At 55.4% G+C, this 20,990-nt stretch carries 23 protein-coding genes; 12 read left to right on the top strand and 11 right to left on the bottom strand.

Annotated elements, in window-relative coordinates; all coding sequences use genetic code 11:
- The first annotated feature begins 58 nt into the window (after positions 1 to 58).
- From ACQY1P_RS15555 to ACQY1P_RS15575, 5 genes are all read left to right on the top strand, one after another.
- The gene (locus ACQY1P_RS15555) at positions 59 to 988 is read left to right on the top strand and encodes a hypothetical protein (protein ID WP_430254210.1); all 930 of its coding nucleotides are present in this window, start codon (positions 59 to 61) and stop codon (positions 986 to 988) included.
- Positions 981 to 1,466, top strand: a complete 486-nt coding sequence (locus ACQY1P_RS15560) for a hypothetical protein (protein WP_430254212.1) — start codon at positions 981 to 983, stop codon at positions 1,464 to 1,466. Before ACQY1P_RS15555 ends, ACQY1P_RS15560 begins: the two co-directional genes overlap by 8 nt.
- Before the next feature lie 460 nt (positions 1,467 to 1,926).
- Complete coding sequence (locus ACQY1P_RS15565; RefSeq protein WP_430256717.1) at positions 1,927 to 2,091, top strand: Flp family type IVb pilin; 165 nt, start codon at positions 1,927 to 1,929, stop codon at positions 2,089 to 2,091.
- 529 nt (positions 2,092 to 2,620) lie between these two features.
- The gene (locus ACQY1P_RS15570) at positions 2,621 to 4,267 is read left to right on the top strand and encodes an ATP-dependent nuclease (RefSeq protein ID WP_430254214.1); all 1,647 of its coding nucleotides are present in this window, start codon (positions 2,621 to 2,623) and stop codon (positions 4,265 to 4,267) included.
- A 216-nt stretch (positions 4,268 to 4,483) separates the two neighbouring features.
- Positions 4,484 to 4,738: a hypothetical protein gene (locus ACQY1P_RS15575; protein WP_430254216.1), complete on the top strand. Its 255-nt coding sequence runs from the start codon at positions 4,484 to 4,486 to the stop codon at positions 4,736 to 4,738.
- A 16-nt stretch (positions 4,739 to 4,754) separates the two neighbouring features.
- Here ACQY1P_RS15575 and ACQY1P_RS15580 read toward each other — a convergent pair whose 3' ends face one another.
- The 4 genes from ACQY1P_RS15580 to ACQY1P_RS15595 all read right to left on the bottom strand — a co-directional run bounded on the left by ACQY1P_RS15580 (position 4,755) and on the right by ACQY1P_RS15595 (position 8,012).
- Positions 4,755 to 5,366, bottom strand: a complete 612-nt coding sequence (locus tag ACQY1P_RS15580; protein WP_430254218.1) for a hypothetical protein — start codon at positions 5,364 to 5,366, stop codon at positions 4,755 to 4,757.
- Positions 5,367 to 6,360: 994 nt separating this feature from the next.
- Entirely contained in the window at positions 6,361 to 6,885 is a 525-nt protein-coding gene (locus tag ACQY1P_RS15585) for a hypothetical protein (protein ID WP_430254220.1), read from the bottom strand.
- A 49-nt stretch (positions 6,886 to 6,934) separates the two neighbouring features.
- Positions 6,935 to 7,252 carry a cell wall anchor protein gene (locus ACQY1P_RS15590; RefSeq protein WP_430254222.1) on the bottom strand — a complete coding sequence of 106 codons (318 nt, stop codon included), beginning with the start codon at positions 7,250 to 7,252 and terminating at the stop codon, positions 6,935 to 6,937.
- Between the two features lie 28 nt (positions 7,253 to 7,280).
- The gene (locus ACQY1P_RS15595; protein WP_430254224.1) at positions 7,281 to 8,012 is read right to left on the bottom strand and encodes a peptidoglycan recognition protein family protein; all 732 of its coding nucleotides are present in this window, start codon (positions 8,010 to 8,012) and stop codon (positions 7,281 to 7,283) included.
- Positions 8,013 to 8,229: 217 nt separating this feature from the next.
- Here ACQY1P_RS15595 and ACQY1P_RS15600 point away from each other — a divergent pair, with 217 nt between their 5' ends.
- The 7 genes from ACQY1P_RS15600 (at position 8,230) to ACQY1P_RS15630 (ending at position 13,997) form a co-directional block, all read left to right on the top strand.
- The gene (locus ACQY1P_RS15600) at positions 8,230 to 8,916 is read left to right on the top strand and encodes a hypothetical protein (RefSeq protein WP_430254226.1); all 687 of its coding nucleotides are present in this window, start codon (positions 8,230 to 8,232) and stop codon (positions 8,914 to 8,916) included.
- Positions 8,917 to 9,400: 484 nt separating this feature from the next.
- Complete coding sequence (locus ACQY1P_RS15605; protein WP_430254228.1) at positions 9,401 to 10,162, top strand: glycosyltransferase family 2 protein; 762 nt, start codon at positions 9,401 to 9,403, stop codon at positions 10,160 to 10,162.
- Positions 10,159 to 10,815 carry a phosphodiesterase gene (locus tag ACQY1P_RS15610; RefSeq protein WP_430254229.1) on the top strand — a complete coding sequence of 219 codons (657 nt, stop codon included), beginning with the start codon at positions 10,159 to 10,161 and terminating at the stop codon, positions 10,813 to 10,815. Before ACQY1P_RS15605 ends, ACQY1P_RS15610 begins: the two co-directional genes overlap by 4 nt.
- A gap of 25 nt (positions 10,816 to 10,840) precedes the next feature.
- Positions 10,841 to 11,482, top strand: coding sequence for an HAD family hydrolase (locus tag ACQY1P_RS15615; protein ID WP_430254231.1), 642 nt, complete (start codon positions 10,841 to 10,843; stop codon positions 11,480 to 11,482).
- Positions 11,479 to 12,186 carry a glycosyltransferase family 2 protein gene (locus ACQY1P_RS15620; protein WP_430254233.1) on the top strand — a complete coding sequence of 236 codons (708 nt, stop codon included), beginning with the start codon at positions 11,479 to 11,481 and terminating at the stop codon, positions 12,184 to 12,186. The genes ACQY1P_RS15615 and ACQY1P_RS15620 overlap by 4 nt, the downstream gene beginning before the upstream one ends.
- Positions 12,187 to 12,195: 9 nt before the next feature.
- Complete coding sequence (locus ACQY1P_RS15625) at positions 12,196 to 12,522, top strand: cupin domain-containing protein (protein WP_430254235.1); 327 nt, start codon at positions 12,196 to 12,198, stop codon at positions 12,520 to 12,522.
- A 200-nt stretch (positions 12,523 to 12,722) separates the two neighbouring features.
- Entirely contained in the window at positions 12,723 to 13,997 is a 1,275-nt protein-coding gene (locus ACQY1P_RS15630) for a hypothetical protein (protein ID WP_430254237.1), read from the top strand.
- 70 nt (positions 13,998 to 14,067) lie between these two features.
- Here the strand turns inward: ACQY1P_RS15630 and ACQY1P_RS15635 are convergent, their stop codons facing one another.
- The 7 genes from ACQY1P_RS15635 to ACQY1P_RS15665 are packed head-to-tail and all read right to left on the bottom strand — an operon-like array spanning position 14,068 to position 20,989.
- On the bottom strand, positions 14,068 to 15,837 hold the full coding sequence (locus ACQY1P_RS15635; protein WP_430254239.1) for a hypothetical protein: 1,770 nt from the start codon (positions 15,835 to 15,837) through the stop codon (positions 14,068 to 14,070).
- A 40-nt stretch (positions 15,838 to 15,877) separates the two neighbouring features.
- Entirely contained in the window at positions 15,878 to 17,032 is a 1,155-nt protein-coding gene (locus tag ACQY1P_RS15640) for a hypothetical protein (protein ID WP_430254241.1), read from the bottom strand.
- Positions 17,033 to 17,059: 27 nt separating this feature from the next.
- Positions 17,060 to 17,881: a hypothetical protein gene (locus tag ACQY1P_RS15645; protein ID WP_430254243.1), complete on the bottom strand. Its 822-nt coding sequence runs from the start codon at positions 17,879 to 17,881 to the stop codon at positions 17,060 to 17,062.
- The gene (locus ACQY1P_RS15650) at positions 17,871 to 18,953 is read right to left on the bottom strand and encodes a baseplate J/gp47 family protein (protein ID WP_430254245.1); all 1,083 of its coding nucleotides are present in this window, start codon (positions 18,951 to 18,953) and stop codon (positions 17,871 to 17,873) included. Before ACQY1P_RS15650 ends, ACQY1P_RS15645 begins: the two co-directional genes overlap by 11 nt.
- On the bottom strand, positions 18,925 to 19,461 hold the full coding sequence (locus ACQY1P_RS15655) for a phage GP46 family protein (RefSeq protein WP_430254247.1): 537 nt from the start codon (positions 19,459 to 19,461) through the stop codon (positions 18,925 to 18,927). The genes ACQY1P_RS15650 and ACQY1P_RS15655 overlap by 29 nt, the downstream gene beginning before the upstream one ends.
- A gap of 2 nt (positions 19,462 to 19,463) precedes the next feature.
- Positions 19,464 to 19,943: a phage baseplate assembly protein domain-containing protein gene (locus tag ACQY1P_RS15660; RefSeq protein ID WP_430254249.1), complete on the bottom strand. Its 480-nt coding sequence runs from the start codon at positions 19,941 to 19,943 to the stop codon at positions 19,464 to 19,466.
- On the bottom strand, positions 19,940 to 20,989 hold the full coding sequence (locus tag ACQY1P_RS15665; RefSeq protein ID WP_430254251.1) for a phage baseplate assembly protein: 1,050 nt from the start codon (positions 20,987 to 20,989) through the stop codon (positions 19,940 to 19,942). Before ACQY1P_RS15665 ends, ACQY1P_RS15660 begins: the two co-directional genes overlap by 4 nt.
- Position 20,990 lies beyond the last annotated feature (1 nt).

The following is a 20,990-nucleotide window of genomic DNA, read 5'->3' on the forward strand; positions in this document are numbered from 1 at the left end:
TGACTCGTATATATTGCGGAAACCTGTTTCTATCCTCGCCTTATTCCAGGGGAACGGCATGGAAAAAAACGCGCAGTATCGGAGAGCAGTTTGGATGGGAGAACCGGAACACAATCTCGCGGGTCTTGTAGAGCAGTGCCTGATTTTTTTCGGTGAAGAAGGAATTCCCCGTTTTGCGATTGCTGGCTCAACAGAGTGCCTTATTGCCCGGCGAAGCCTGGCAGATGGAAGGCGGTATCTGCACTTTGTTGTGTTCGAGACCGGAGCTCCGGTTGCAATCATTCGAACGCTCGCTCAGGGAGGCGCGGAGGAGGTCGAGGCCACAGAGCAGAATCCGGATGGCGGACAAGAGTACATTCAGCAGCAGCTTTTCTGCCTAATCGAAAACAACCATGTTATCTGGACCGCGCATAACAACACGCTCAGGGAGAAGGCGATCCAAGCGATTTTCGTTTGCATGATCCATGCAGCCGGACTGACCACCGATGTCTCGACAACCCAATTCATGTTCCAAATCGTTCTAGATGAGGACAAAGTTCAAGAGCTCTTCAACGGCGGTATTCAAGAAATTGATCTCGGACTAGGGGCGTTCAGACCAACGCTTGAGCGAATTGCTGCCGGCGGAGCTCTACCAGAGGATGGTTTCCTCGGGATGGTCGCAGGCCTTTTTAGCGAGATCCCGAGTGCCGAGAACCTTCATGCGGCGGAACGGATTGAAGGCAAGCTCGTCCTCCGGCCTGGTCGGAACTGGGATAATCCTGAGGTCATCGATCTGTTATCGACGATGTCAAACAACATCAGAAACGGGGTAGAGGACGAGTTCACTATTGTGACCAAGAGTGGGTTTCGGCTGACAAGGGAGAAGATGTCATTCCAGCGCACTTTCCAAGTTGACGGCAATAAGCGCATTCTGTCCTCTTATCAGGTGGATGCAGCTTTCCGTGAAGTGTTCCAGTCTCTTAGAGAAGATGGGATATTAGATGCGTAAGATTTCGAAGCGGCGCATAGCCTTCATTGCTGTAACCGTCATCGCATCTGTAGCTGGCGGCTATTTCTTTGGTGATGCCATCCGTGCCGCGGAGAAACCGAACGAATACATTGCTGTTGTATTCTCGATTCTGGCCGCATCTCTCTTTGCAGTGGTGTCAATCGTTGGTGATCCAGGCATGCTTCCATCGGGATCCACCTCAGCGGCATGGGTCAACGCGCGCGACCTTCAAAAGCAACTGCACCGTTTCAACGGCCTTTTCTTCCTCTACCTAATCACGCTTGGGCTGCTCGTCGTCTCAGAGGTGATTGAGAGCTCAAAATGGGAGAAATGGTATTGGGTGACAGATGTTTATGCGGGCCTAGCTATTGGCGGCTTCCTGCTTTCGTTCGCACTTCCATTTGATTTCATGGCGTTGCAAAGAAGACGTTTGGAGCAAGAGATCGAAATGCGCTCGCGAGGTCGGACTGGCCAGTAGCGAAGCAAACACCACAAAGCACTTGCCATAATGCAGCGTGGAGCAGCAGCTGAAAGACTCCGGAAATCCGCGTCCGGCTACAGCGGACTTGTGCGACGAGAGTCCAGCCTGTTGTGGCGATGGACGAAATTGGTGGGCCCGGAGAAAGTCGATTAGCGCAGCAAAAACAATACTGTTCGCGCCAAACCGCCCCTCTGCCCTCCCCTTGATCTTGTTGCGATCTTTTGAACAGACCCCTCGCAATATGAGCGATGAACGAGACCATAAATAGAGAGGAACCTACTCGCACGATCCCTACAGTTTCCGAATCCGGATATTTCTCGCAGCGAGACGTAATTAAAAATTAACTGATCCTTTTAACCGAATAGCATCATACGTCTGGTAGATCCGAGATGCGTTGAGACAGTCCGTCCAACGGAAAGGATCAAGGGAGATTCCTGTGTCGATATTTGCACGTTTCATGAAAGACGAATCTGGCGCCACTGCTATCGAATACGGGCTCATTGCCGCTTTGATTTCCGTTGCGCTCATCGGCGGTGCAACCACCCTCGGCGGCAAACTCAACACCCAGTTCACAAACCTAGGCAACAAGCTCAACTGCACCGCTGCCACCGATAAGTGCTGATCACTTTCTGCGGCGCGATCTTAACGTCAAGTTAGTCCTTGAGGTTGTACGCGAAGACATGGACGCCATTTTGGTTTCCAGCACTCAACTCACCGAGCAAGAGAAATCTTTGCTCGGTTTTTTGTTTAAAGCGCGAACAGACGGGAAGCGTTCGAGCAACCGAGCAGTAACCTCTGGTAGATTTCTGCAGTCTCTAGAGCCGGCACAGATGCGTGGATTGGCATATCTTCGAGTTGCGGACCAAGCTTCCCCTCATGATGTATCGTGGCCGATCGGCGTGATCTTTACGATTTCGACAATGACCTCTACGCGCCCGGGGCAGTCATTTGAGAAGAACTTCGAGTCCCAATTGGACGCCGAATTTCCCTGCTTTTCGTAGCCAAAACAACGATATCTAATTTAGGTGCGGGGATCCCGGGCTCATTGTTATTGTTTTTAGTTCTTGAGCGCTCCCCGCACCGCTAAATACAGTACATTGGGTATCGGTCCTCGGTGCAGATAGACAGTAGTGATACAGGGAGCAGTGAACTTGATCGATTTAGAAGATGAGCTGACAGCGAAGGGGAGTCCGATCAAGGTTGCTTTCGTTGGTGAAAATGGTAGCGGGAAGAGCAGGCGTCTCAAGCAGCTCCACGACTCTCTTCGGGTTAAAGGGGTGAGAGCGCTACTAATTCCCGCCGACCGCCACATCCAAGGAAACATCATGGAGAGAGCGTTTCAACACGCCCCCAACATCGATGATGTGGTATCCACGACCCCTACAGTCTCGATCGATCTAAATTTCCAAAATCTGCTGCTACAAGTTGTGCTGTCGCTAGCCAGTGAAGATACAAAGGCCTACGACGATTTTGTCCGAGCGACTGCAGACTGGCTTGCAAAGAAGAAGCAGCCGCCGGAACCAACCCCTCCTGAGGAAAAGGTACCGCCTTTCCTGAATTCTCTAGGCGAAATCATCGGTCATAAAGTTACCATACAGGGGGGCCGCCCAGCTTTTGGTCGGGGCGGCCCCACTATGTCTCTTGCCGTGACGGTGGATGGTACCGAGCAGTCCATAAATGCGCTTTCGGATGGCGAAAAGCAGATCCTACTATTTGCGATATTCCTTCTGCAGAAACCTCAACAAGAGCTAATCCTTTTAGTCGACGAGCCGGAGCTTCATTTGAACGAGGCGCGCTGCATAAATCTTTGGGAAAAAATTGAAGATTACCTTCCCAATGTCAGCTTCGTCTATGCCACCCATAGTTTACTATTCGCGACTCGCCCCTCGATCAGACGTCTTTACGTAGTCGAACGCGGGTCAGCTGATCTAGAAGTTAGTCGAGCCGAGGACATACCTGACGCGACGCTACGTCGCATAATTGGCGCTAGGATTCAGATCTTACGCACCGACGCCTTCCCAGTTTTCTGTGAAGACGACGCACAGCGATCTTTGATCATCGACTTGTTTCAGAACGACCAGATCGAACCCGTTTTGGCGGGAAATTGGGAAACTGTACGATCAGCGGTGGCTTCAGATGCTGCGCTAACCGGATACTTGCTCGGGAAGGTAACAAAGTGCGGGATCATCGACCGGGATTTTCATTCTGAGGAAAAGCTGAATGGGATGGAAGGTCTTGGTGTTTTTGCGCTCCCGTTCAGTGAAAGTGAGAGCGTTATCCTCCACCCAAACGTGGCGCTCCCAACCTTGTCTCGTTTCGGTCTGACGTTGAGCTACGATGCGTACGCTCAGGTATTGGCGGGGGCAGCACAAAAATCTTTGCCTCGAAGCATGCAGCTTCTCAGCAGGCAAGTCGGGCAGGATTATCCAGTGAAAATATCCTATGACCACGACCAGCATATCGTTCGAAATATCTCTTTCAAAGTCGACGACAATGCAGAGCAGTACTTCAAGAACGCCGCCCGCCAGATGTTCAAGGCTATAGAGGAAAACGATACCTCTCACATTCTTGCGCTGTTTAAGGGCAAAGATCTGTACCGTCACACCCGCAACATCTTGAAGGAAGTACACCGCGTCGATCTACCGGAAGTCCCGGCACAGCTCTACACAACGATGAAGAATCTTGGAAATTTGCGAGACCATCTATTATCGATCCCAGAACTTTCAGACCTGAAAATTAAGGTGTTAAAATTTCTCGCCTCTTCCACCTCAGTAGTTGTCGTCCCCAATCCCAAATAAAAAGGGTTTGAAGAAATACGGCATATCCGGCGGATTCAGCTTGGGAAGCTTCGAGAACTTGTAGGAAAATCAATCGCGCGTTTCACTAGCGAGAGGCCCCGCTGACTTCCGGTCGGCGGGGTCTTTGATACAGTAGGGCATGAGGGGCCACCAGCAGTTCCGCTAGTAGATCGTCCTCTCTTTAGCCGGTACAGTTCACGGTGAAAGGAGATCGCGATGCACAGAATGAAACCTGAAGACATTCCCGCATTCGTCGAGGAAGTGGCCGCTACCGGGTGCAACATCACAGCGATTGCCGGCGTGGGGTATTTGATCGGAGATGCCGATCTTCCTGACGAACAATTCGAGGAGGTCGTACCGAAGCTGTCCGAAATCACGAAAGCCTACGGCAAACGCGACCACCTCCTCAAGGAAATAACCGAGTATCTCGTTTCAATCGGACGAAGCTATCCGCCGCCCGAGGTTCATTAGTCGGCGGTGCAGAAGACTAGGGCGGACTAATACGCTCTCGCTCGACGCGATCGAGGCGCTGCCTCAGATCCATGATCACATCGCGGGCGCCATAGACGCTACCCTGCGCTTGCTTAAGGTCGTCGACCTGCCGCTGTTGATCTTGGAACCGCTGATCATAGTTCGCCCATACGCGAGCGTGTTCGTCTCTTGGGACCAACCCCTCCCTAAGTTCCTTGATGGCCGCTTCCGTTCGTTGGCGATCCTCCTGCCCACGAGCCGTTCGCCATTCCATCTCTTTCTGTGTGACCATACCGGCAACAATCGTCGAAAGGCTGTCCTTTGTCTCGATCGCGCGCATGCGAACGTCCTCACGCATTGTGACGATGTTATCCTTGATCGGCTGCAGCGCCATGAAGCCGAGCCCGCCTAAGACGGTGATCGTAACCGAACAGAAGCCAATGATGATCGGCCACTGGGTTTTCGATCCGCCTCGGATGTCATCGACCAGCGAGCGGATCTGCGAGGCGATCTCTGAGAAGCCTTTGCCCATCCGATTGTCGAGATCGCCGATCTGCCGCGACTGGTTATCGACGCGCTCGCCGAGCTGCGCATATTTGGCTTCAGGATCAAAAGCGCCATTTGGCATGTCGTTTCTCCCAGTCATTCGTTTCTAGCCCTTTGGCAATTTTCGCGCGCTGGCGGGTGTTGACTCATATCAAACAGTTAGAACATAATAAGAACGAACTGCCGCATGAGGTCGGCAATCAACATCCTATTCGAAGGCGAACACGTGCCCCGTGCGCGAGCGAGAACCCGTGTCCGAAAGACAGACGAAACCTGCCATGCCGCTTCCAACTCTCAGAGACTATCGCGCCGAGACCGTCGAGATGGTTTGCACCCCGTGCGCCCGACAGGGCGTTTTCAGCCACAAGAGCCTGGTCAAGAAATTCGGAGCGGACGCCGAGTTCATTCAGATCCGTCGCGCTCTCGCAATGGGATGCGAGCACGCCGGGACCGAGAAATGTCGGGCTAGGTTTCCCTGCCTACTGCAAGCGCAAATCCTCTGGGAACCACGCCGATGAGCGACGAGACCAGGACAGCCCTAGGCGGACCGACAACGCTCTATATCCATTGGTGCTGCATACCATCTTGCAAGCAGTGGGGCGGTTTTGGCTTCTCAAACAATCGAGCCGAACCGCAGTGGTGGTGCTGGGAGCACTATCCACACAAACCGAACCAGACGCGCAGCGAAGCGGCCGAGATTGCCGAGATGCTACGGTGAGCGTCTCGGCAGAAGCTAACAGCGTAAAAGCGTGAGATTGTCATGACGAAATCGGACACGAACGCGGGCTTCAAAGCCTGGTGGGACTTGCTCTCAGACGAAACAAAGGTGGGGATTGATCGCCGCGTGGCGTGGATGGCATTCGTGGCAGGCAGCAGACACCGGATGTACCCCCCAAAGAACACCTATCGTTTTCGCGCCGGCCGTTGGATTGTCACTGTGACCGCCGACACGGTCGAAGATGCCCGCTTGAAGGCTGTTGAGAAGTTGGACCAACGTGCGGAAAAGTTGGGGGCCACGCCTCCGCCGAGCGGATGGCCCCTAACCAAAATCGCAGGCTCGGCATAGACAGAAGCCGTTATAGAGACGGCTGCTTCCGCAGGAGATCTGTAACCTTCGACATGATGATGTCCTGGAGGGCGTTCGGCGTGACGCCAAGCTTTTGCAGCGCCTCCGGGTTCTTTTCCTCGACATACTTGGTCGCATCACGAAGCATCGCGCTGGTGATCGCCGAAGCAGTCACGCTGGCGATCGACCCGCCAGCGATACCGGATCGAGCAAGTGCAAACTTCAGAGCGTTGGCGGCCGAGTCGTGAAGGGCTTGGCGAAGTTTCGCTTGAATTTCGAGCTGCTGTTTTTCGTCAGCTACCTTCAGCAACGATATCAGGCGCGCCGAGATCCACGTGATCAGCACGGGCCCCACGATCGAGCCGAGAAGCACGACAAGCGGCTGAACGATTGCCCAAATGTCGAACCAGATCGAGGAACGCGCGATGACGGGTGCCGCCTCCTGCGCATAGACCGGCTGTAGCGTGATTGCGAAAACGAACAGAAGAGCGAGCAGCGCAGCAAAACGCGCCGCGATCATATCGATGCGGATCATGTATTGAGTCCCTTGGTTTGAAAATAAGATCAGGTTGAGTTCAACGCTGCTATTCAGCCTGCTTCAGCGCTGTGGAAACGATGACGTACGCCTGCGCCGCACGGATCAGGGCATCGACTGCGGTGGTGTTTGCCGGATCTCGGCAGATGGGCCGGACGCCCTGGTAGGCAGCGTCTACCTTGACGACGGCCGAGGCCTTGATCTTGCCAGTCGCGGCGATCACGACGAAGGCGGTGTATCCGCTTTCCAGCGCCGAACAGGCCTTTGGAAGATTGGTCTGGATCGCAGTATCGATCTGAGCGGTCTGGGTCGTCGTGCAGGCGGACAGCGCAAGGGCCGCCGCTGCGAGGATCGCAGTGCGTTGCATGGTGATGTTCCAGTCGATTGGAGAGAGATTAGAGCTTGGATTGGACCATGGCGCGCATCTGGTCGCCGATCGCGACTGCGCCCTGGATCGATGCGTCGAAAGGCAGACGGGCGATATCCCACTTGCCTTTCTGTTTGATGCCGAGGTTCGTTTGCACCTCGGCATGGCTGAGAACTGTCTTACGACTGACCTTGATGCTGTAGCGCTTGCAGAGCTGCGCCAGGACGTTTGACAATTCATCCCACTGGACGCGCGTGATCGGCTGCTTGCCGGCGCTGAATGGGCTCTCGACAGCGCCGGCCATGCCGCAAAGCGAAACGCCGATAAATCCGGTGTTGCAGTTCAGCGTGTGAGCCGCATAGCCGGCCTTGGCTTTCGGAAGACTGTTGAGGTCGATCGATGGCACGCCGCGAACGTGTTTGCCGTTGCCCTCGATCAGGACGTGGTAGTGAGACCGATCGAGGTCGCTGGCCTTGTTCTGTCCGGCCGTCCAGTGGAAGACGATACCGGTGATCTTGGCATTCGGCATCCAGGGTGCAGGAATGGTTTGCTCGCGCGTGTCGATCGAGGTTGTCGGGACCGGTGGCGGTAGTGAGGTTCGAGGCGTGGCAGCAAGACCGCGCAGCCTCTCCAGCTCGTCGAGTGCGGAATTTAAGGCATCGTCAGCCTCTTTACCGTAATCGCCATCGGCGCCGTACGTCGGTAGTGAGAAGCCAAGCGTGAGCAAGCGCTTCTGCGTTTTCTGCAGAATCGAGTTCATATTGATTGTCCTTAGGATTAATGACGACGTTGTCGCGAGCGCTCTAAGTGAGCGCTGGAGGAACCATGCCAGAATTAGTCGTCGTCAGCGGTCAGAGCCGCAAAGCACGGGGCCGGGAAGAGCCTTGCAACTGCCATCAGGCATCGAACCACCACTAGACTAAGCCGGCACGGGTGACTATGTGTTCCCGCAATATGTGCTGCAGAAAGGGCTCACCATGGGATCGATCGAAATGGGCCATTCGAGGGAAGCCATGAATACGAAAGCCGCCGTTCTTTTTAGGGGGCCAATCCGCCCCGACGTTGATTCCGTTCTCGAAAACGTGCGGATGCTTCGCAAGTCGCTGTTTGATCTTGAGGTCGCCCACACGACCTATTTGGCGACATGGACTCTCCCGCAAGAAACGCTTGCAAGGCTGGCCCCTGCCTTCGACAACCTGATCGTTCTAAACCCTTTGGATCAGAGTGCCCTTGAAACTGAGCTAGACTTTGCCCCCGGGGTATGGAACCCGGTCAACGCGTTCCGGCAATACTTCATGTGCCAGACTGCATTGACCTCGATCGCGGCCGACGATTGTTTCACACATATCGTCCACAGCCGCACGGACGCAGCGATTGAGTTTGTTGACCGTGATGCCTGGTTCAATGATGGCTACTGCACCGTCCACATCAACGACGACCACCCCGCCTCGTTCATCAACGATCAGTTCGCCGTAGGCCCCCGGGAGACCATGAAGGCCGCTTGGTCGTACGGCTCGCGCGATCGACTGAAAGAGCTTCTCCGCCAGTCTGTGCGGCCAGAGAGTGTCTTGCAGGATATGCTTGATATGTCCGGTATCGTACCAACCGCTGCACCCCTGACGCGATGGGAGTTGAACGCGACTAGGCACGCCATCCCGGCTTAGAAGGCTGCCCCGTGAGGGAGCCGGGATGGTGCGGGTTTTGACTGGACTCAGTCAGCTAAGGTAATTCTCAAGTTTGCTCAGGCACTATTCGAGCGCAGGAACCATAATGCCCGAACTCATTGCGGACGAAATCGAGACACTACGAATGCTAGCCGGTCAGCTCCCACGCCGGCTGAGCTCAAAGCACGTCATTTGCATCCAAGAGCTTGTGTCACTCGGCCTGTGCACTGACGAACCCTACCGGCTCACTGCGAAAGGTCTTCTTTGCCTCGAGAAGACCACCGGAATCATCGACCTCCGATCCCGAAGAGTCGCATAGGTTTCTTGCGCGCCAAGTTTATACTAAGTGCAGCAGATAATAGAAGCGGTACAAAAGTAACTCTATGGGAGCCTTGCAGTGACAATCGCTCAAACGTCCGCGGTTGACTTCTCCTTAGCCTTCGAGGCATATCACTCCGCGTGATTTTTCCTAAAGGCATACAAGATGTTGAACATTGTCGTTCCAATGGCTGGTCATGGAAGCCGCTTTGCAAAAGCCGGCTACACGCTTCCAAAACCACTCCTGCCCGTGCATGACGTCGCGATGATCCGTCTGGTGATCGAGAACCTCAAGCCGAAGGTCGAGCACCACTTCATCTTCATCTGCCAGGCATCGCATGTGAGGGACTACGGTCTCGACGCGCATCTTCGCCAGTGGGCGCCGGGTTGCGACATCTATCTGGTTGAAACCGTGACCGAGGGCGCCGCCTGCACCGTGCTTCTGGCCCGCGACGCGATCGATAACGGCGACCCGATGATGATTGCCAATTGCGATCAGTATGTGGATGTCGACATCAACGCCTACATTGCCGCCGCAGACGATCTCGATGGCCTGATCATGACCATGTCGGCCGACGATCCGAAGTGGAGCTACGTCTCCTTCGGCGACAACGGCTTTATCGACAACGTCGTTGAAAAACAGGTGATCTCCAACCACGCCACCGTCGGCATCTACAATTTCCGCAAGGGATCGGATTTCGTTGCCCATGCGGACCGGATGATCGAGCGCGACTTCCGCGTCAACGGCGAGTTCTATGTGGCTCCCGTATACAATTTCATGATCGAGGACGGCATGAAGATCGGCGCCTATTCGATCGGCTCCGTCGATCAGGGCATGTACGGCCTCGGCGTTCCCGACGACCTCGAAAGCTTCCGCAAGCTGCCGCTTTCGCTGACAGTCACCCAGTCGATCAAGGCAACCGCATGATCCAGATCCTCAGCCATCGGGGATACTGGAAATCCCCCGAGGAAAAGAACACGGTCGAGGCCTTCGTCCGCTCCTTCTCGCTCGGCTACGGCACCGAGACCGATGTGCGTGACTGCCTTATCGGCGGCAAGCCGCAGCTGGTCATCTCTCACGACATTCCCAACGGAACCGAGATCAGCTTCGCTTATCTTCTGAGCCTCGCCAGACAGCACGGCTCGCCGACGCTGGCACTCAACATCAAGGCCGATGGGCTGCATGACATGCTGGCCGAAGTGCTGACCGCCGAACGCTACGACAACTATTTCCTGTTCGACAGCTCGGTCCCGGACCTAATCCAGGGCGTCAAGCGCGGCATGACCTCGTTTACCCGGCTGAGCGAATACGAGCGCGTGCCGTCGCTCTACAACGAACCCGGCGTCACCGGCGTCTGGCTGGACAATTTCCTGCCCGGCCGCTGGTACGAAGCGCCGCTGGTCGAAAAACTGCTGGATGACGGCAAGTTGGTCGCGCTGGTCGCGCCCGACCTGCACCGCCGGCACGACGAATACGAACCCTTCCTGCACTGGCTGGTCTCGTCCGGCCTGCGTGATCGCGAAGGACTGATGATCTGCACCGATTTTCCCGAGAAAGCCAAGGACCTGTTGCGCGTATAGCGCAATGTCTGGCGCACGAGGTTTGATGACGATGATTAAGGCTGTAATTTTCGACATGGATGGCGTGCTGATCGATGCCCGCGAATGGCATTACGAAGCGCTCAACCGCGCGCTGGAACTGTTCGGCTTCACCATTCCGCTGCACGAGCACCTGACAAGCTTTGACGGACTGCCGACGCGCACAAAGCTGCAGATGCTCACCGCAACTCAGGGACTCCCTTCATCTCTTCACGGCTTCATCAATGAGATGAAGCAGGTGTACACGACGCAGATAATTCACATGAGCTGCAAACCTGTATTTCGGCACGAATATGCCTTGGCGCGTCTTAAATCGGACGGCTTTAGAATGGGCGTCGCATCGAACTCGGTGCGGAGTAGCATCCAGCTTATGATGGCCAAGTCTGGTCTGGAAAAGTACTTAGAGTTCCAACTCAGCAACGAAGATGTGACAGTTGGTAAGCCAGATCCAGAGATTTACATCAAAGCCATGAAGGTTCTTGGTTTGCCTCCTGAGGAGTGTCTAATCATCGAGGATAACGATCATGGGGTCCGAGCTGCGCGTGCCTCCGGAGCTCACGTCATGGTAGTCGGCGACGTTTCGGATGTTCATTACGCCGCGATCTCGGCTACGATCGCAAAGATAAACTCGACTGGAGCTACACAGTGAACATCCTGATCCTGATGGCGGGCGAGCCCCGCGTCCTTTCCTCCGACAGCTTTCCGACCGCGTTGGTCGAAGTGGACGGCATGCCGCTGGTGCAGCGCCTGCTCGAGCGATGCTCGCGCATCACCGGCCACCGGGTGATCATCGCGATGCAGGAGAAGGAATTGCGCCGCTATCATCTCGACGACGTCGTCCGGTTGATCGATCCGACCGCCGAAATCGTTGCGATCAAGGACAAGACCCAGGGTGCTGCCTGCACCGCGCTGCTTGCCGCCGGCAGCATCGACAACGACACACCGCTTCTGATCCTCAACGGCGACGAATTCCTGACCGTTCCGATGGAAACCATCGTTGCCGATTTCAACCGGCGCGAGCTCGATGGCGGCACCGTCACCTTCCGGTCGGTACACCCGCGCTACTCGTTCGTCCGGCTCGACGAGCGCCAGATGGTGGTCGAGGCTGCCGAAAAGCACCCGATCAGCGATAATGCGACGGCGGGCTTTTACTACTTCCGAAAGGGCTCCGATTTCGTCAAGGCCGCCAAGGCCGCGATCCGCAAGGATGCCCGTCACAACGGCATGTTCTATGTCTGCCCGGTCTATAACGAGCTTGTCCTCGAGGACAAGAAGATCGGCGTCTACCCGATCGACGCGAAGGACTATCATCCGATAAAGTCGGACCGCCAGCTGAGCGAACTGTCGATCTGAGAGGCGAAGATGAGCGAAGCTTCCTATAATCTCGACGACATGATCGGCGGCTGGTTCGTCGGCGATTTTGATCCGAGCGTCGTCAAGACCGACGCGTTCGAAGTGGGCGTCAAGAGCTACAAGGCGGGCGATCGCGATGCCCGGCACTACCACAAGATCGCCAAGGAAATCACGCTCGTCGTCTCCGGCCGTGTCCGCATGCTGGACAGGGAATGGGACGAAGGCAGCTTCATAGTCATCGAGCCTGGTACGGTCAACGAGTTCGAAGCGCTGACCGATGCGACGCTGACGGTGGTCAAGATACCAAGCGCGACTGACGACAAATTCTTAGTTTAGTGACGAGTGATAATGTGGCAGCGCTGATACAAACTCTAATACCAGGCGACGGGAGATGTCGTATTCTCGGAAGGGGAGATGGCGTACCGAGATCTTTGGGTCACCCGGCACCTCTTATTCATGGCCCTTACATAAAGCTTTCGCCTGGAAGTTACTGTGTCGAATTCAAAGGCCAACTTCACGCTTTCGGCACTAAAGGAGTGGCATTTGAAGTGGTCGCTCCTGATCCAGTGTCCGGTAGTCTCGTGGAGTTTGCTCGTGTCAAACGAGGTTCATTGATAGCTGGTACTGTCGCGACCGTTCCTTTCACAATTTACGAAGATACTGACCATATCGAATTTCGGGTTTTGCCGACGGTCGGCGCTGACGTTTCTATAAACTCCATTGAACTCCGCGCGGCGTCGCGGAAGCACGACAACTCAACAGATGTACCAGTGTGGGTTCTAGTGACTGGGACGGTTAGAGATGAATTAGCGGTAGCCAGCAAACTTCGCTTCCTCGCCGACTTGAAAAGCAACGGGACGATCGCACAGGTTGTGCTTTCGACATGGACAGGGGAATACGACGGTTATCCTGAGCTGAAGGAGCTCATCGCGGCGAATAAGTTCGAGATTGTGCAATCCCCGGAGCCCGATCTTGTCTGCCTTGGACACTTCATCCATCAGATGACGGCACTAGACAATGGACTGAGCCGCTGCCCCGACGACAGCTTTGTTCTGAAGACACGCACGGATAAGAGTGGCGAAGCCGAGGGCTTCCATGAGTATAAAGTAGAACAATTTCTCAAACGTCGTGATTTCGCTCACGTCTGCAAGTCAACGATACATCCACAAAATTTCAAAATCGGACTTCGGAGCCCTTATTGGGAGCACTCCGCGACAGGACCGAGTCTTTGTATGTGGCATGATCAAACGTATTTCGGTTACAAGACCGACCTACAAAGACTGGTCAACTTTAACGTCATGTCGTTTGACCTATTTCATTCAACCCCGGAACAGGCATTTTTCGGCCAGCCACTTTTAAACAAAAGTCTAGCGTTTCGTAGCTATTTTCGAGCCGTAGACCAATACGATATACTCCTTCATGTTACGTGGAATCACAGTAAAAGCAGCGATCACAAAATCGAAGAATTCTCCAGCCGGCTAGTTCAGAACAAATTATTCCGCGATGCGCTGCTGGCCGAGAGGCTCTATATGGCCGGATGCTTCTTTAATCTAGACACGAACCAAGATCTAAGTCTGGATCTCACGTTTCGTGGACATGATCTAATGTCGTATAACGAGACTGGCTCCGACCTTGAAGAAATTCTCCGCGGACGCGATCCTGCAGCAGATTACCGCATTGAAACAGCCGAGCTGCAGGCCTTGTTTCTCCACTTTTTTGGCATCGGCTCTAGAAACACGCCCAGCGACACATCACAGAGCCCGTATTTAACGACAACACTGCCAAAGAAGATCTACAACTTGAAACGCTAGGCCGCCGCGCACCACATCACGTTGTAATTCTCAGACAAACAGCGGCCTCCATGATGGGGGTCGCTGCGCATTAGTAATCTACACAAGCCCGCCAGTAGAATGCAACGCCCGCTACGGAGGGGGCTGTCCCGACATTGATCGTGAAGCTCGTTTCGTTAACGTTGTTCACATAAGGCTCGGAAGAGCCGCCTGTTCCCGTTGCGCGCTTTACGTCGATCATTGCATTCGTTGGGGCAAGGGGAAGCCCATGTGCGACGACCACCGAGGTTGCTCCCAAGTTTAAAGACGCTAATCCTGACTTGACTATGCCCGGAAGAATAAGCTTGCCGGCGCCGCCAAGCAAAGGGCGGCCACCCAGGTTTGCAATCTCCGGTTCACCACTGATCCGGACCTTGCTCGTCGCGGAAATAACCGCGAATGCGGGGACCCCAGCGTTACGATATCCCCAATTCCGCAAACTTGCTTGATCGATCTGGATGTTATTGTTGACCCCATCGATATAACCGATGTTGTCGTAGAGGTTTTCAGCATCCAGAAACCCGATACGCAGGTTGTTGTTGCTCGACGCCATTCCAATACCGCCCGAAGGTGAAGAAGCCACCCCGTAAAGAATAAGGTGGTCAATTTGGATCGTGCTACCATCTGAGCCGGCCTCAAAAACAACTGAGTTGGTGCAGTTGTCGCAATAGACCCAATCACCGCGCGCCCGGTTGAGAATGCCAGAAGCCGAGGTTGAGATAAGCCAAGCGATGTTCGCGAATATAGTGAAAAAATATCCTAGATTTACGCCATCTATCCGCCCGGTCGTGAGCGTGATGAGATTCGCAAGGGTGTAGTCCTTGACGCTCTGATGCAGCGAGAAATAGGGCCAGTGATGCACGTCCAGTGTGCAGACATCCAAAATTTCCGCTAGATCAAACCCTCGTTTCAAGGGGTGAATATGCACACGCTGGTCGCACCGCAAGCGTCCAGCATAAAGACCTCGTCCTTTTACTCCTCGCGTAGGGTTCCAAAGAACCATGCCGCTTACATCTGCTTCGCAGTTGAGAAATTCCACGTCCCAATCGTGATCGAACGGGACAAATGGAACCCCGTTCATAGGTACAGGCTGATTTCGGTACGTACCGCAGCCGGGGATCCCAAGAGCTGACCGCCCGTCACCATTGAAGTAAAAGCCGCGGCCTGAGTGATCGAGGTAGAACCAAGAGCCTTCACCTCTGGCGTTGTTCTTGGTGATGTCGTTGACATCTCCCATAGGGTTGCAGCCTGCACCCGGGAATTTAACCGCCCCCGAAGTTATTTCCGCAGTTGTCCGAAAGCCGTACTTGGAAATAGGAACGGTATAGAATGTAAACAGCTCCGGATGAGCGGCGAGAGTGTTCAAGATTGCGGTATTGTCGAAGGTGGGGTCATCATCGAATGTTTTGCAGCCGAAGAACCGAATGTCGGGACCCTGTAGAGCCCACCCCCCTTGCCGTACCCAGCAGCCAGTCGTGCCAAAAGGATCACCAGCGCTGGGAATGTAGAGGCCGCGCAGAGGATCGGACTCGACCCGTCCCTCGTAGTCCCCAGTACGGTAGGTGAACTGACCTTCGGCCCCAGCAAGTGTGAGATAGGCAGACCGTACATTCGGGTCGCTAATGTTCCCGATCGCATCCTTCGTCGCGCAGAAGATGTTAATGACTGCTGAAAGAGCAGCAGCGGCGGTTTCGTCAGCTCTTTGGCCTAGTTGCGCGGAAGCAAACGAGTCCGACTGCTCTTCTGCAGCTGAACCAAGACCAATAGCCGCTCGAACAGCCGGTCCGAGTTTAATCAAAGCAGATAGCATGCTCGTCGCCATAATAGGCAATCCTCTTTACGTATTAGACCAGAAACCTGGATTAGTGCACAATCCAATTGCCGGTACCGGCACGGAACATGAAATACTCACCAGGCCCAATATTGACCGTGGGTGCCGCGGTGCCCTTAGGCCCGAGAAAACTTCCTGCGGGGGTACGCAATGTGTAAGCAACCGAGCCGGAATTGTAGATTTCCAGTGCGGCCCCTGAAAAACTCGATGGGTTCGGGAGCGTGACCTGAAACGTCGAGGAGCCGCCAAGCTGAATGTAGCCCCCCAAGGCGCTCGGAGTGAGAACCTCGGCAGATTGCACAAGCTTGAACGAGTATGTTTGCTGGACAACAATCCAGTTGTCGAAGCCGCAGATCACCCACACGAACGCACCGCGGGGAAGCGTCATCGTCGATGCGTTCGTTCCGTTCGGTCCAATGAAGTTTCCCGACGGCGTCGACAACGTCTTATCGCTAGAACCGACGTTACAGATAAAGTACATACCCCCGGTCGTGGATGCAGCACTGGGTGCTGGCAAACCGATGGTAAAGCTTCCCGAACCGAGAACCTCAACATATTTTCGGAGCTGTGCGACCGTCAAAGTTACGGCGGAACTAACCGCCACATAACCGGGGTGATCGACATAGGACCGAGGAACGGCGTGCATCTCTTCGGTCGGTGGACCAGGAAGCGTAATGGGACCGGTCATCACTCCACCAACCAGAGGCAGATAGCCGGTAGCCTTGTCGAGGACCCAGACTGTCCCGGCATAAACCAGTGGCAGATACTGTCCAGCGACTGCATCACCAGCTTTAGTGTCGCTACCATCCGCCCGCTTGATAGCTACGACGCCAAGACCATTGACATTGATCGACATGGCTCCGGTATTGTCTGCTTCAGCCTTGAGAAGGATCCTCATGCCCTCACGTAGAGTGGAAGGAGCCGGCTTTAGCGTGGCTGTGAGAGCATTTCCTGTTCCAGCGGCTACGGAGTAACTCAGCTGTCCCGATTGAATAGCTTGTGCAATCTGAGCGAGGTCTGTCTCGCTAGGCTCAAGACCTGCGGCTACAATTACGGCAAGCAGTTCAGCCTGAATGTCATTGAAAAATGCAGCCGCGAGCGGCGACCCACGGACCGCGGTAGCTGTACTACGGTCAACATAGGGCGCATCCGGATCGGTCGATCCGTAAGGAGGGATGTAGTCCATGAGGTAAAATCCGCCTTGGTTAGCGTATCAAAGATCTGCGTAGACAAAGTCGTTGTCGAATGTGACGAACTCTCGCGGGTAAGTGCCATCGATGTAGACCCACGCCGTACCATCCGGCGGCGTGAAGGGAGGCTGGAGAGCGTCGAGCGAAAGCACAGGAATGGTCCACGCGGGGGCGATCCGCTCCAAAATACAGAGCAGACGCTCACCGTCCCCGATCGAAAAAAGGGGGTCGAGACCAAGCTCGCTCTCGCCTGCACGGAAATAGTCCACGGCTAGATTTTCGACGTAGACGACCCAGTAAATTTCCTCGCGAGGAGATCCGATTTCGTGTTCGGCCCCTCCAATTTCGGAGAAGCCGCATTCGAATATTGCCGGTTCCTCAATCGCAATCGTGAAGCCATATGCAGCAGCGACGCGAATAAAGTCAGAAGGCGTCAGGACCGCTTGACTATTGACCTTCGCCTCGAGCGCCCTGATCCGCTCCGCTGTAGTGGAGATATCGGTAGCGCAGGTATCTGGCAGGCCATAATCTGTCTCCCATTCCTTGAGAAGATCGAAGACTCCCGATACCGTCGCTTCACGAGCAAGCTGAAAGGCTCTTCCGTAAAGCCATACGAACGGATCAATCAAGACGCGCGTGAACCGCGCCAGATTGCTGCCGAGGTCGACTGCCTGACCATCTGGAGATCCCCAAGCCGGGCCTTGCGGCCATAGGGATAATCCAGCTCCAATCAAATCTTCATTGGTCGGTCGGGCGAGAGCATCATGGGGTGCAGGCGGGTGTACCGCGGCAGGTCCGATCGATGCTGTGTTGGTGAGCGTGCGAAGAGCAGTGTCACGAGACATAGAGAATTGTCCCCAACACTGGAAACTCACCGTTCGTCAGGACAATGTCAGCTGCCGGCTGAACAAGGGCATGCCGATCTTCACCCGCAGTCTGCGAGATAGTTTCGGATATCCACGAACGCGACAGCGTGAACGGGTTCGCCGGAATTCCAGGCCGGCACCTCTCGGGAAGCATCTTGCGAAGGTTGATTTCGATTGCGGAGCGAAGATCATCGGTGTCCGACGCCAAGCCGCTCACGACGATATCCACCGTATGCGGAACTGGAGTCTGGGCAACGCTGTCGTCGACTCGGATAAGCCGTTCAGCGTCGATTGCCGCTTGAACCGCAGCAACGTCCGAAGGTTGCGGGATGAGGTTCTCACGGCCCTCGAAAAGAAAGAATGTTACCAGAAAGCCGGGCGCCAGTGTGTCCCGATAGGCCCACGCTTTCACCACTCCAGGAACGGACAGCGCGACGCGCTCATAATCAGTCAGGGTGCCACCGCCAGGAGGATTACGCTTCCTTTGGAGTGCACGCGCCCGGAGAGACTCATCACCTTCAGCATCGGCGCCACCGCCCAGGCCGCCGGCCATTACGGTCCACTCGCCGGACAATGTCGGCCACAACACCGGATCCGCGAGCGCGAGTGAACCATCCGCGTCGCGATTGGTTGCAGCCGCCAGATCTTCCGACCGAACATTCAACGAGACGGCGCCATTTCCACCTGCAACTGCTGCTGCTGTCGAAACGTAGGTATTACGACCAGAGATGAAGCGTACCCCCGCCGGGTAGGTCGTGCCGGGTCGACCTGCTCCAACAATTCGTCCGGTCGCGGCCGAGGCTGCCTTGCGGTAAATTCCTACATCGGAGGCAAGCATCACTAGATACTGCCCGGTCGCTGTTACAAGGAACATCTGCGTCGACAGATATGCCATACGCAGTTCAAACTCGTGCGCCATCGCCGCCAAGACCTTTACGGTGACGGTGACGAAGTTGTTTTTGAGCGCAGAGTCCGTTCCCGGCATATACTGACGGAAAGTACCGCGCAGCCGCGCCGATCCATCAGCGAGCGATCGGATTGACCACGCCATTCACCTGCCTCCAAAGCAATTCGAATTTTTGATCGAAGGCCAGCTCACCACGCCGCCCGAATAGCGACACTTGAAACTCGACCCGATTTCTCGGCCGGTCGACAACGACAACGACGTCGACGGAGACGGCAGCCTGTTGATCCATCACCGGCTGAAGCGCCTCACGGACGTAGTCTTCAACCGCGACCTCTATGCCCTCGTATATCGCCGAACGGCGAAGCAGCCATAGCCGCGAGCCGATCGGGCTTTCGCCGACTGCGACATCAAAACTGTCACCAAGCCAGCCTCGGTTTTCGTCTCCGGACCGAAGCTCTTCAGGCTCGACGCGGCGATCAGTCATCAGACTGATCAGAACTTGCGTTGCGAGACCCTGCTCTGCACGCAAGTCACCGGGAGCGGATTGGTGCGTGAGAGCATTGATTGCCAAGTCGCCGGTGATACCGTCCCAGAGGAGATCTGGCGCGCGATAAGGCTCGCGGGTGTCTTCGATAGGAAGAATTCTCAACATGATCAGGCACCACCATCACCATCGCCGTCTGTGACCGATCCCGTGGCCGACAGGCTGCCGTTCAGCTGTATGTTTCCGTTGACGGTGACCGTCGGGCTGTTGATTGTGACGCCGCTGGAGCAGTTGATCGTCCAGTCGCCAGCAGTCAGCATGGCCGTCCTCGACCCGAAGTCAAAAACAACGCCGGATCCAATCAGTTTGATGATGTTGCCCGAGGCGTCATAAAGAGCCGCGGCACCCGCAGGTAGTCCTGCAGGCCGATGCTCTGGATGCTCGCCACCGACAATGTAAGCCTCATCAGGATTTCCGTTTGGCGACAGCAGCAAGGCCTTCGCGCCCTTGACGGGGTTCGACATGAAACCGTGCGGTTCAATCCGATGGATCTTGGTATATCCGTCGGAAAATGTCCCGCGGCCCGAAAGAAACTGTTGGCCACCTTCTTCGGTGACTACGCCGTCGAGCTCTATACGGGCACCGCTCATTCGTCCTGATACTCCGCCTCGATTGCGCCAGGGGCGCCATAGCCACCGGCCGACTTCCCACGTGGATTGTCGCCACCAAGCGCGCGAGGGTCGGCCAAAGACAGAACAGCCTTCGTGCCCTCATCACTCTGGGTGAGCTCAACAGCTTTAATAATCATCAACCCCTCAAGGCCGAGCCAGTCATCCTCTACCCGGACAAGCCAGTTCGGGGACCAGATCTTGCCCCCTGCATCTCGCCAACCGGTCACAGGCAAATTGGCAGTCACCGCATTCCCGGCAGCGCGGTTCGCTTGCCACTCGGCCCGCTTCTTCATCCGATCGACCGTCGTTTCGCCCTCCAGACGGAGGATCACAGGCCGGCGACGCTGAAGAGAGCTATCGCGAGCGATCGTCTCCGGCCGGAGCGCTTCCTTCTCAGTGCCACCGCTCGCTTGGCCGCGCACTTTGACCTCGCTGTGGCGGCCGCGTTCCGTAAACCGTGCCGTCGCCCCGGGAAGTATATTCTCACCTCGCCTTAAAGTACCAGCATGAGTTCCTTCGGGCTTGGTTGCGAGCTTGATCCGGCCTTTCGGCGTGTCGTAAATCAACACTCCCCTGCCGCGTGCACGGCGCTCGATCGTAGAGTACGGGCTCTCCCCAACGACGAGCTTGTGCCTTGGCTCCTTTGGAAACGAGGAGCCGTCGGTCTCAACGCCAACACCCAGGGTATCAAGTTCGTCGGCGATCTCACCGAGATCCTTGTCCAGCCATTCGCCGGTCGCATGTTCCGCGCTGCACTCGACGAAGTCTACGGTCTTGGAAACAAGGCTGACGGTAAGGGTTCGAGTGTCAGCCCCATAGCCGGTACCGATGTCACGAACATACCCGGTGAGTACGGGCTCGCCGCTGGCAGCAAGCGTCACCTCCTGGCCAATCTCAACAGGAACGCCACTTCCGACAATCACGCAATCGAGCGCCGCGGTTCGAACAGCCTCTTCGGCAGAAACCGAGACACTGACGGTCTTGATAGCGGGAAGTCCGGACGCCGTAATCAACTCGAGGATCATG

The sequence above is a fragment of the Neorhizobium sp. DAR64872/K0K18 genome (assembly GCF_050500175.1).
GTDB lineage: Bacteria > Pseudomonadota > Alphaproteobacteria > Rhizobiales > Rhizobiaceae > Neorhizobium > Neorhizobium soli.

Coding starts and splice junctions, on each gene's coding strand:
- ACQY1P_RS15645 (WP_430254243.1), bottom strand. CDS start 17,881: ATGTCTCGTGACACTGCTCTTCGCACGCTCACCAACACAGCATCGATC.
- ACQY1P_RS15610 (WP_430254229.1), top strand. CDS start 10,159: ATGATCCAGATCCTCAGCCATCGGGGATACTGGAAATCCCCCGAGGAA.
- ACQY1P_RS15565 (WP_430256717.1), top strand. CDS start 1,927: ATGAAAGACGAATCTGGCGCCACTGCTATCGAATACGGGCTCATTGCC.
- ACQY1P_RS15585 (WP_430254220.1), bottom strand. CDS start 6,885: ATGATCCGCATCGATATGATCGCGGCGCGTTTTGCTGCGCTGCTCGCT.
- ACQY1P_RS15575 (WP_430254216.1), top strand. CDS start 4,484: ATGCACAGAATGAAACCTGAAGACATTCCCGCATTCGTCGAGGAAGTG.
- ACQY1P_RS15625 (WP_430254235.1), top strand. CDS start 12,196: ATGAGCGAAGCTTCCTATAATCTCGACGACATGATCGGCGGCTGGTTC.
- ACQY1P_RS15560 (WP_430254212.1), top strand. CDS start 981: ATGCGTAAGATTTCGAAGCGGCGCATAGCCTTCATTGCTGTAACCGTC.
- ACQY1P_RS15665 (WP_430254251.1), bottom strand. CDS start 20,989: ATGATCCTCGAGTTGATTACGGCGTCCGGACTTCCCGCTATCAAGACC.
- ACQY1P_RS15635 (WP_430254239.1), bottom strand. CDS start 15,837: ATGGCGACGAGCATGCTATCTGCTTTGATTAAACTCGGACCGGCTGTT.
- ACQY1P_RS15640 (WP_430254241.1), bottom strand. CDS start 17,032: ATGGACTACATCCCTCCTTACGGATCGACCGATCCGGATGCGCCCTAT.
- ACQY1P_RS15555 (WP_430254210.1), top strand. CDS start 59: ATGGAAAAAAACGCGCAGTATCGGAGAGCAGTTTGGATGGGAGAACCG.
- ACQY1P_RS15650 (WP_430254245.1), bottom strand. CDS start 18,953: ATGGCGTGGTCAATCCGATCGCTCGCTGATGGATCGGCGCGGCTGCGC.
- ACQY1P_RS15600 (WP_430254226.1), top strand. CDS start 8,230: ATGGGATCGATCGAAATGGGCCATTCGAGGGAAGCCATGAATACGAAA.
- ACQY1P_RS15660 (WP_430254249.1), bottom strand. CDS start 19,943: ATGAGCGGTGCCCGTATAGAGCTCGACGGCGTAGTCACCGAAGAAGGT.
- ACQY1P_RS15580 (WP_430254218.1), bottom strand. CDS start 5,366: ATGCCAAATGGCGCTTTTGATCCTGAAGCCAAATATGCGCAGCTCGGC.
- ACQY1P_RS15595 (WP_430254224.1), bottom strand. CDS start 8,012: ATGAACTCGATTCTGCAGAAAACGCAGAAGCGCTTGCTCACGCTTGGC.
- ACQY1P_RS15590 (WP_430254222.1), bottom strand. CDS start 7,252: ATGCAACGCACTGCGATCCTCGCAGCGGCGGCCCTTGCGCTGTCCGCC.
- ACQY1P_RS15655 (WP_430254247.1), bottom strand. CDS start 19,461: ATGTTGAGAATTCTTCCTATCGAAGACACCCGCGAGCCTTATCGCGCG.
- ACQY1P_RS15605 (WP_430254228.1), top strand. CDS start 9,401: ATGTTGAACATTGTCGTTCCAATGGCTGGTCATGGAAGCCGCTTTGCA.
- ACQY1P_RS15615 (WP_430254231.1), top strand. CDS start 10,841: ATGACGATGATTAAGGCTGTAATTTTCGACATGGATGGCGTGCTGATC.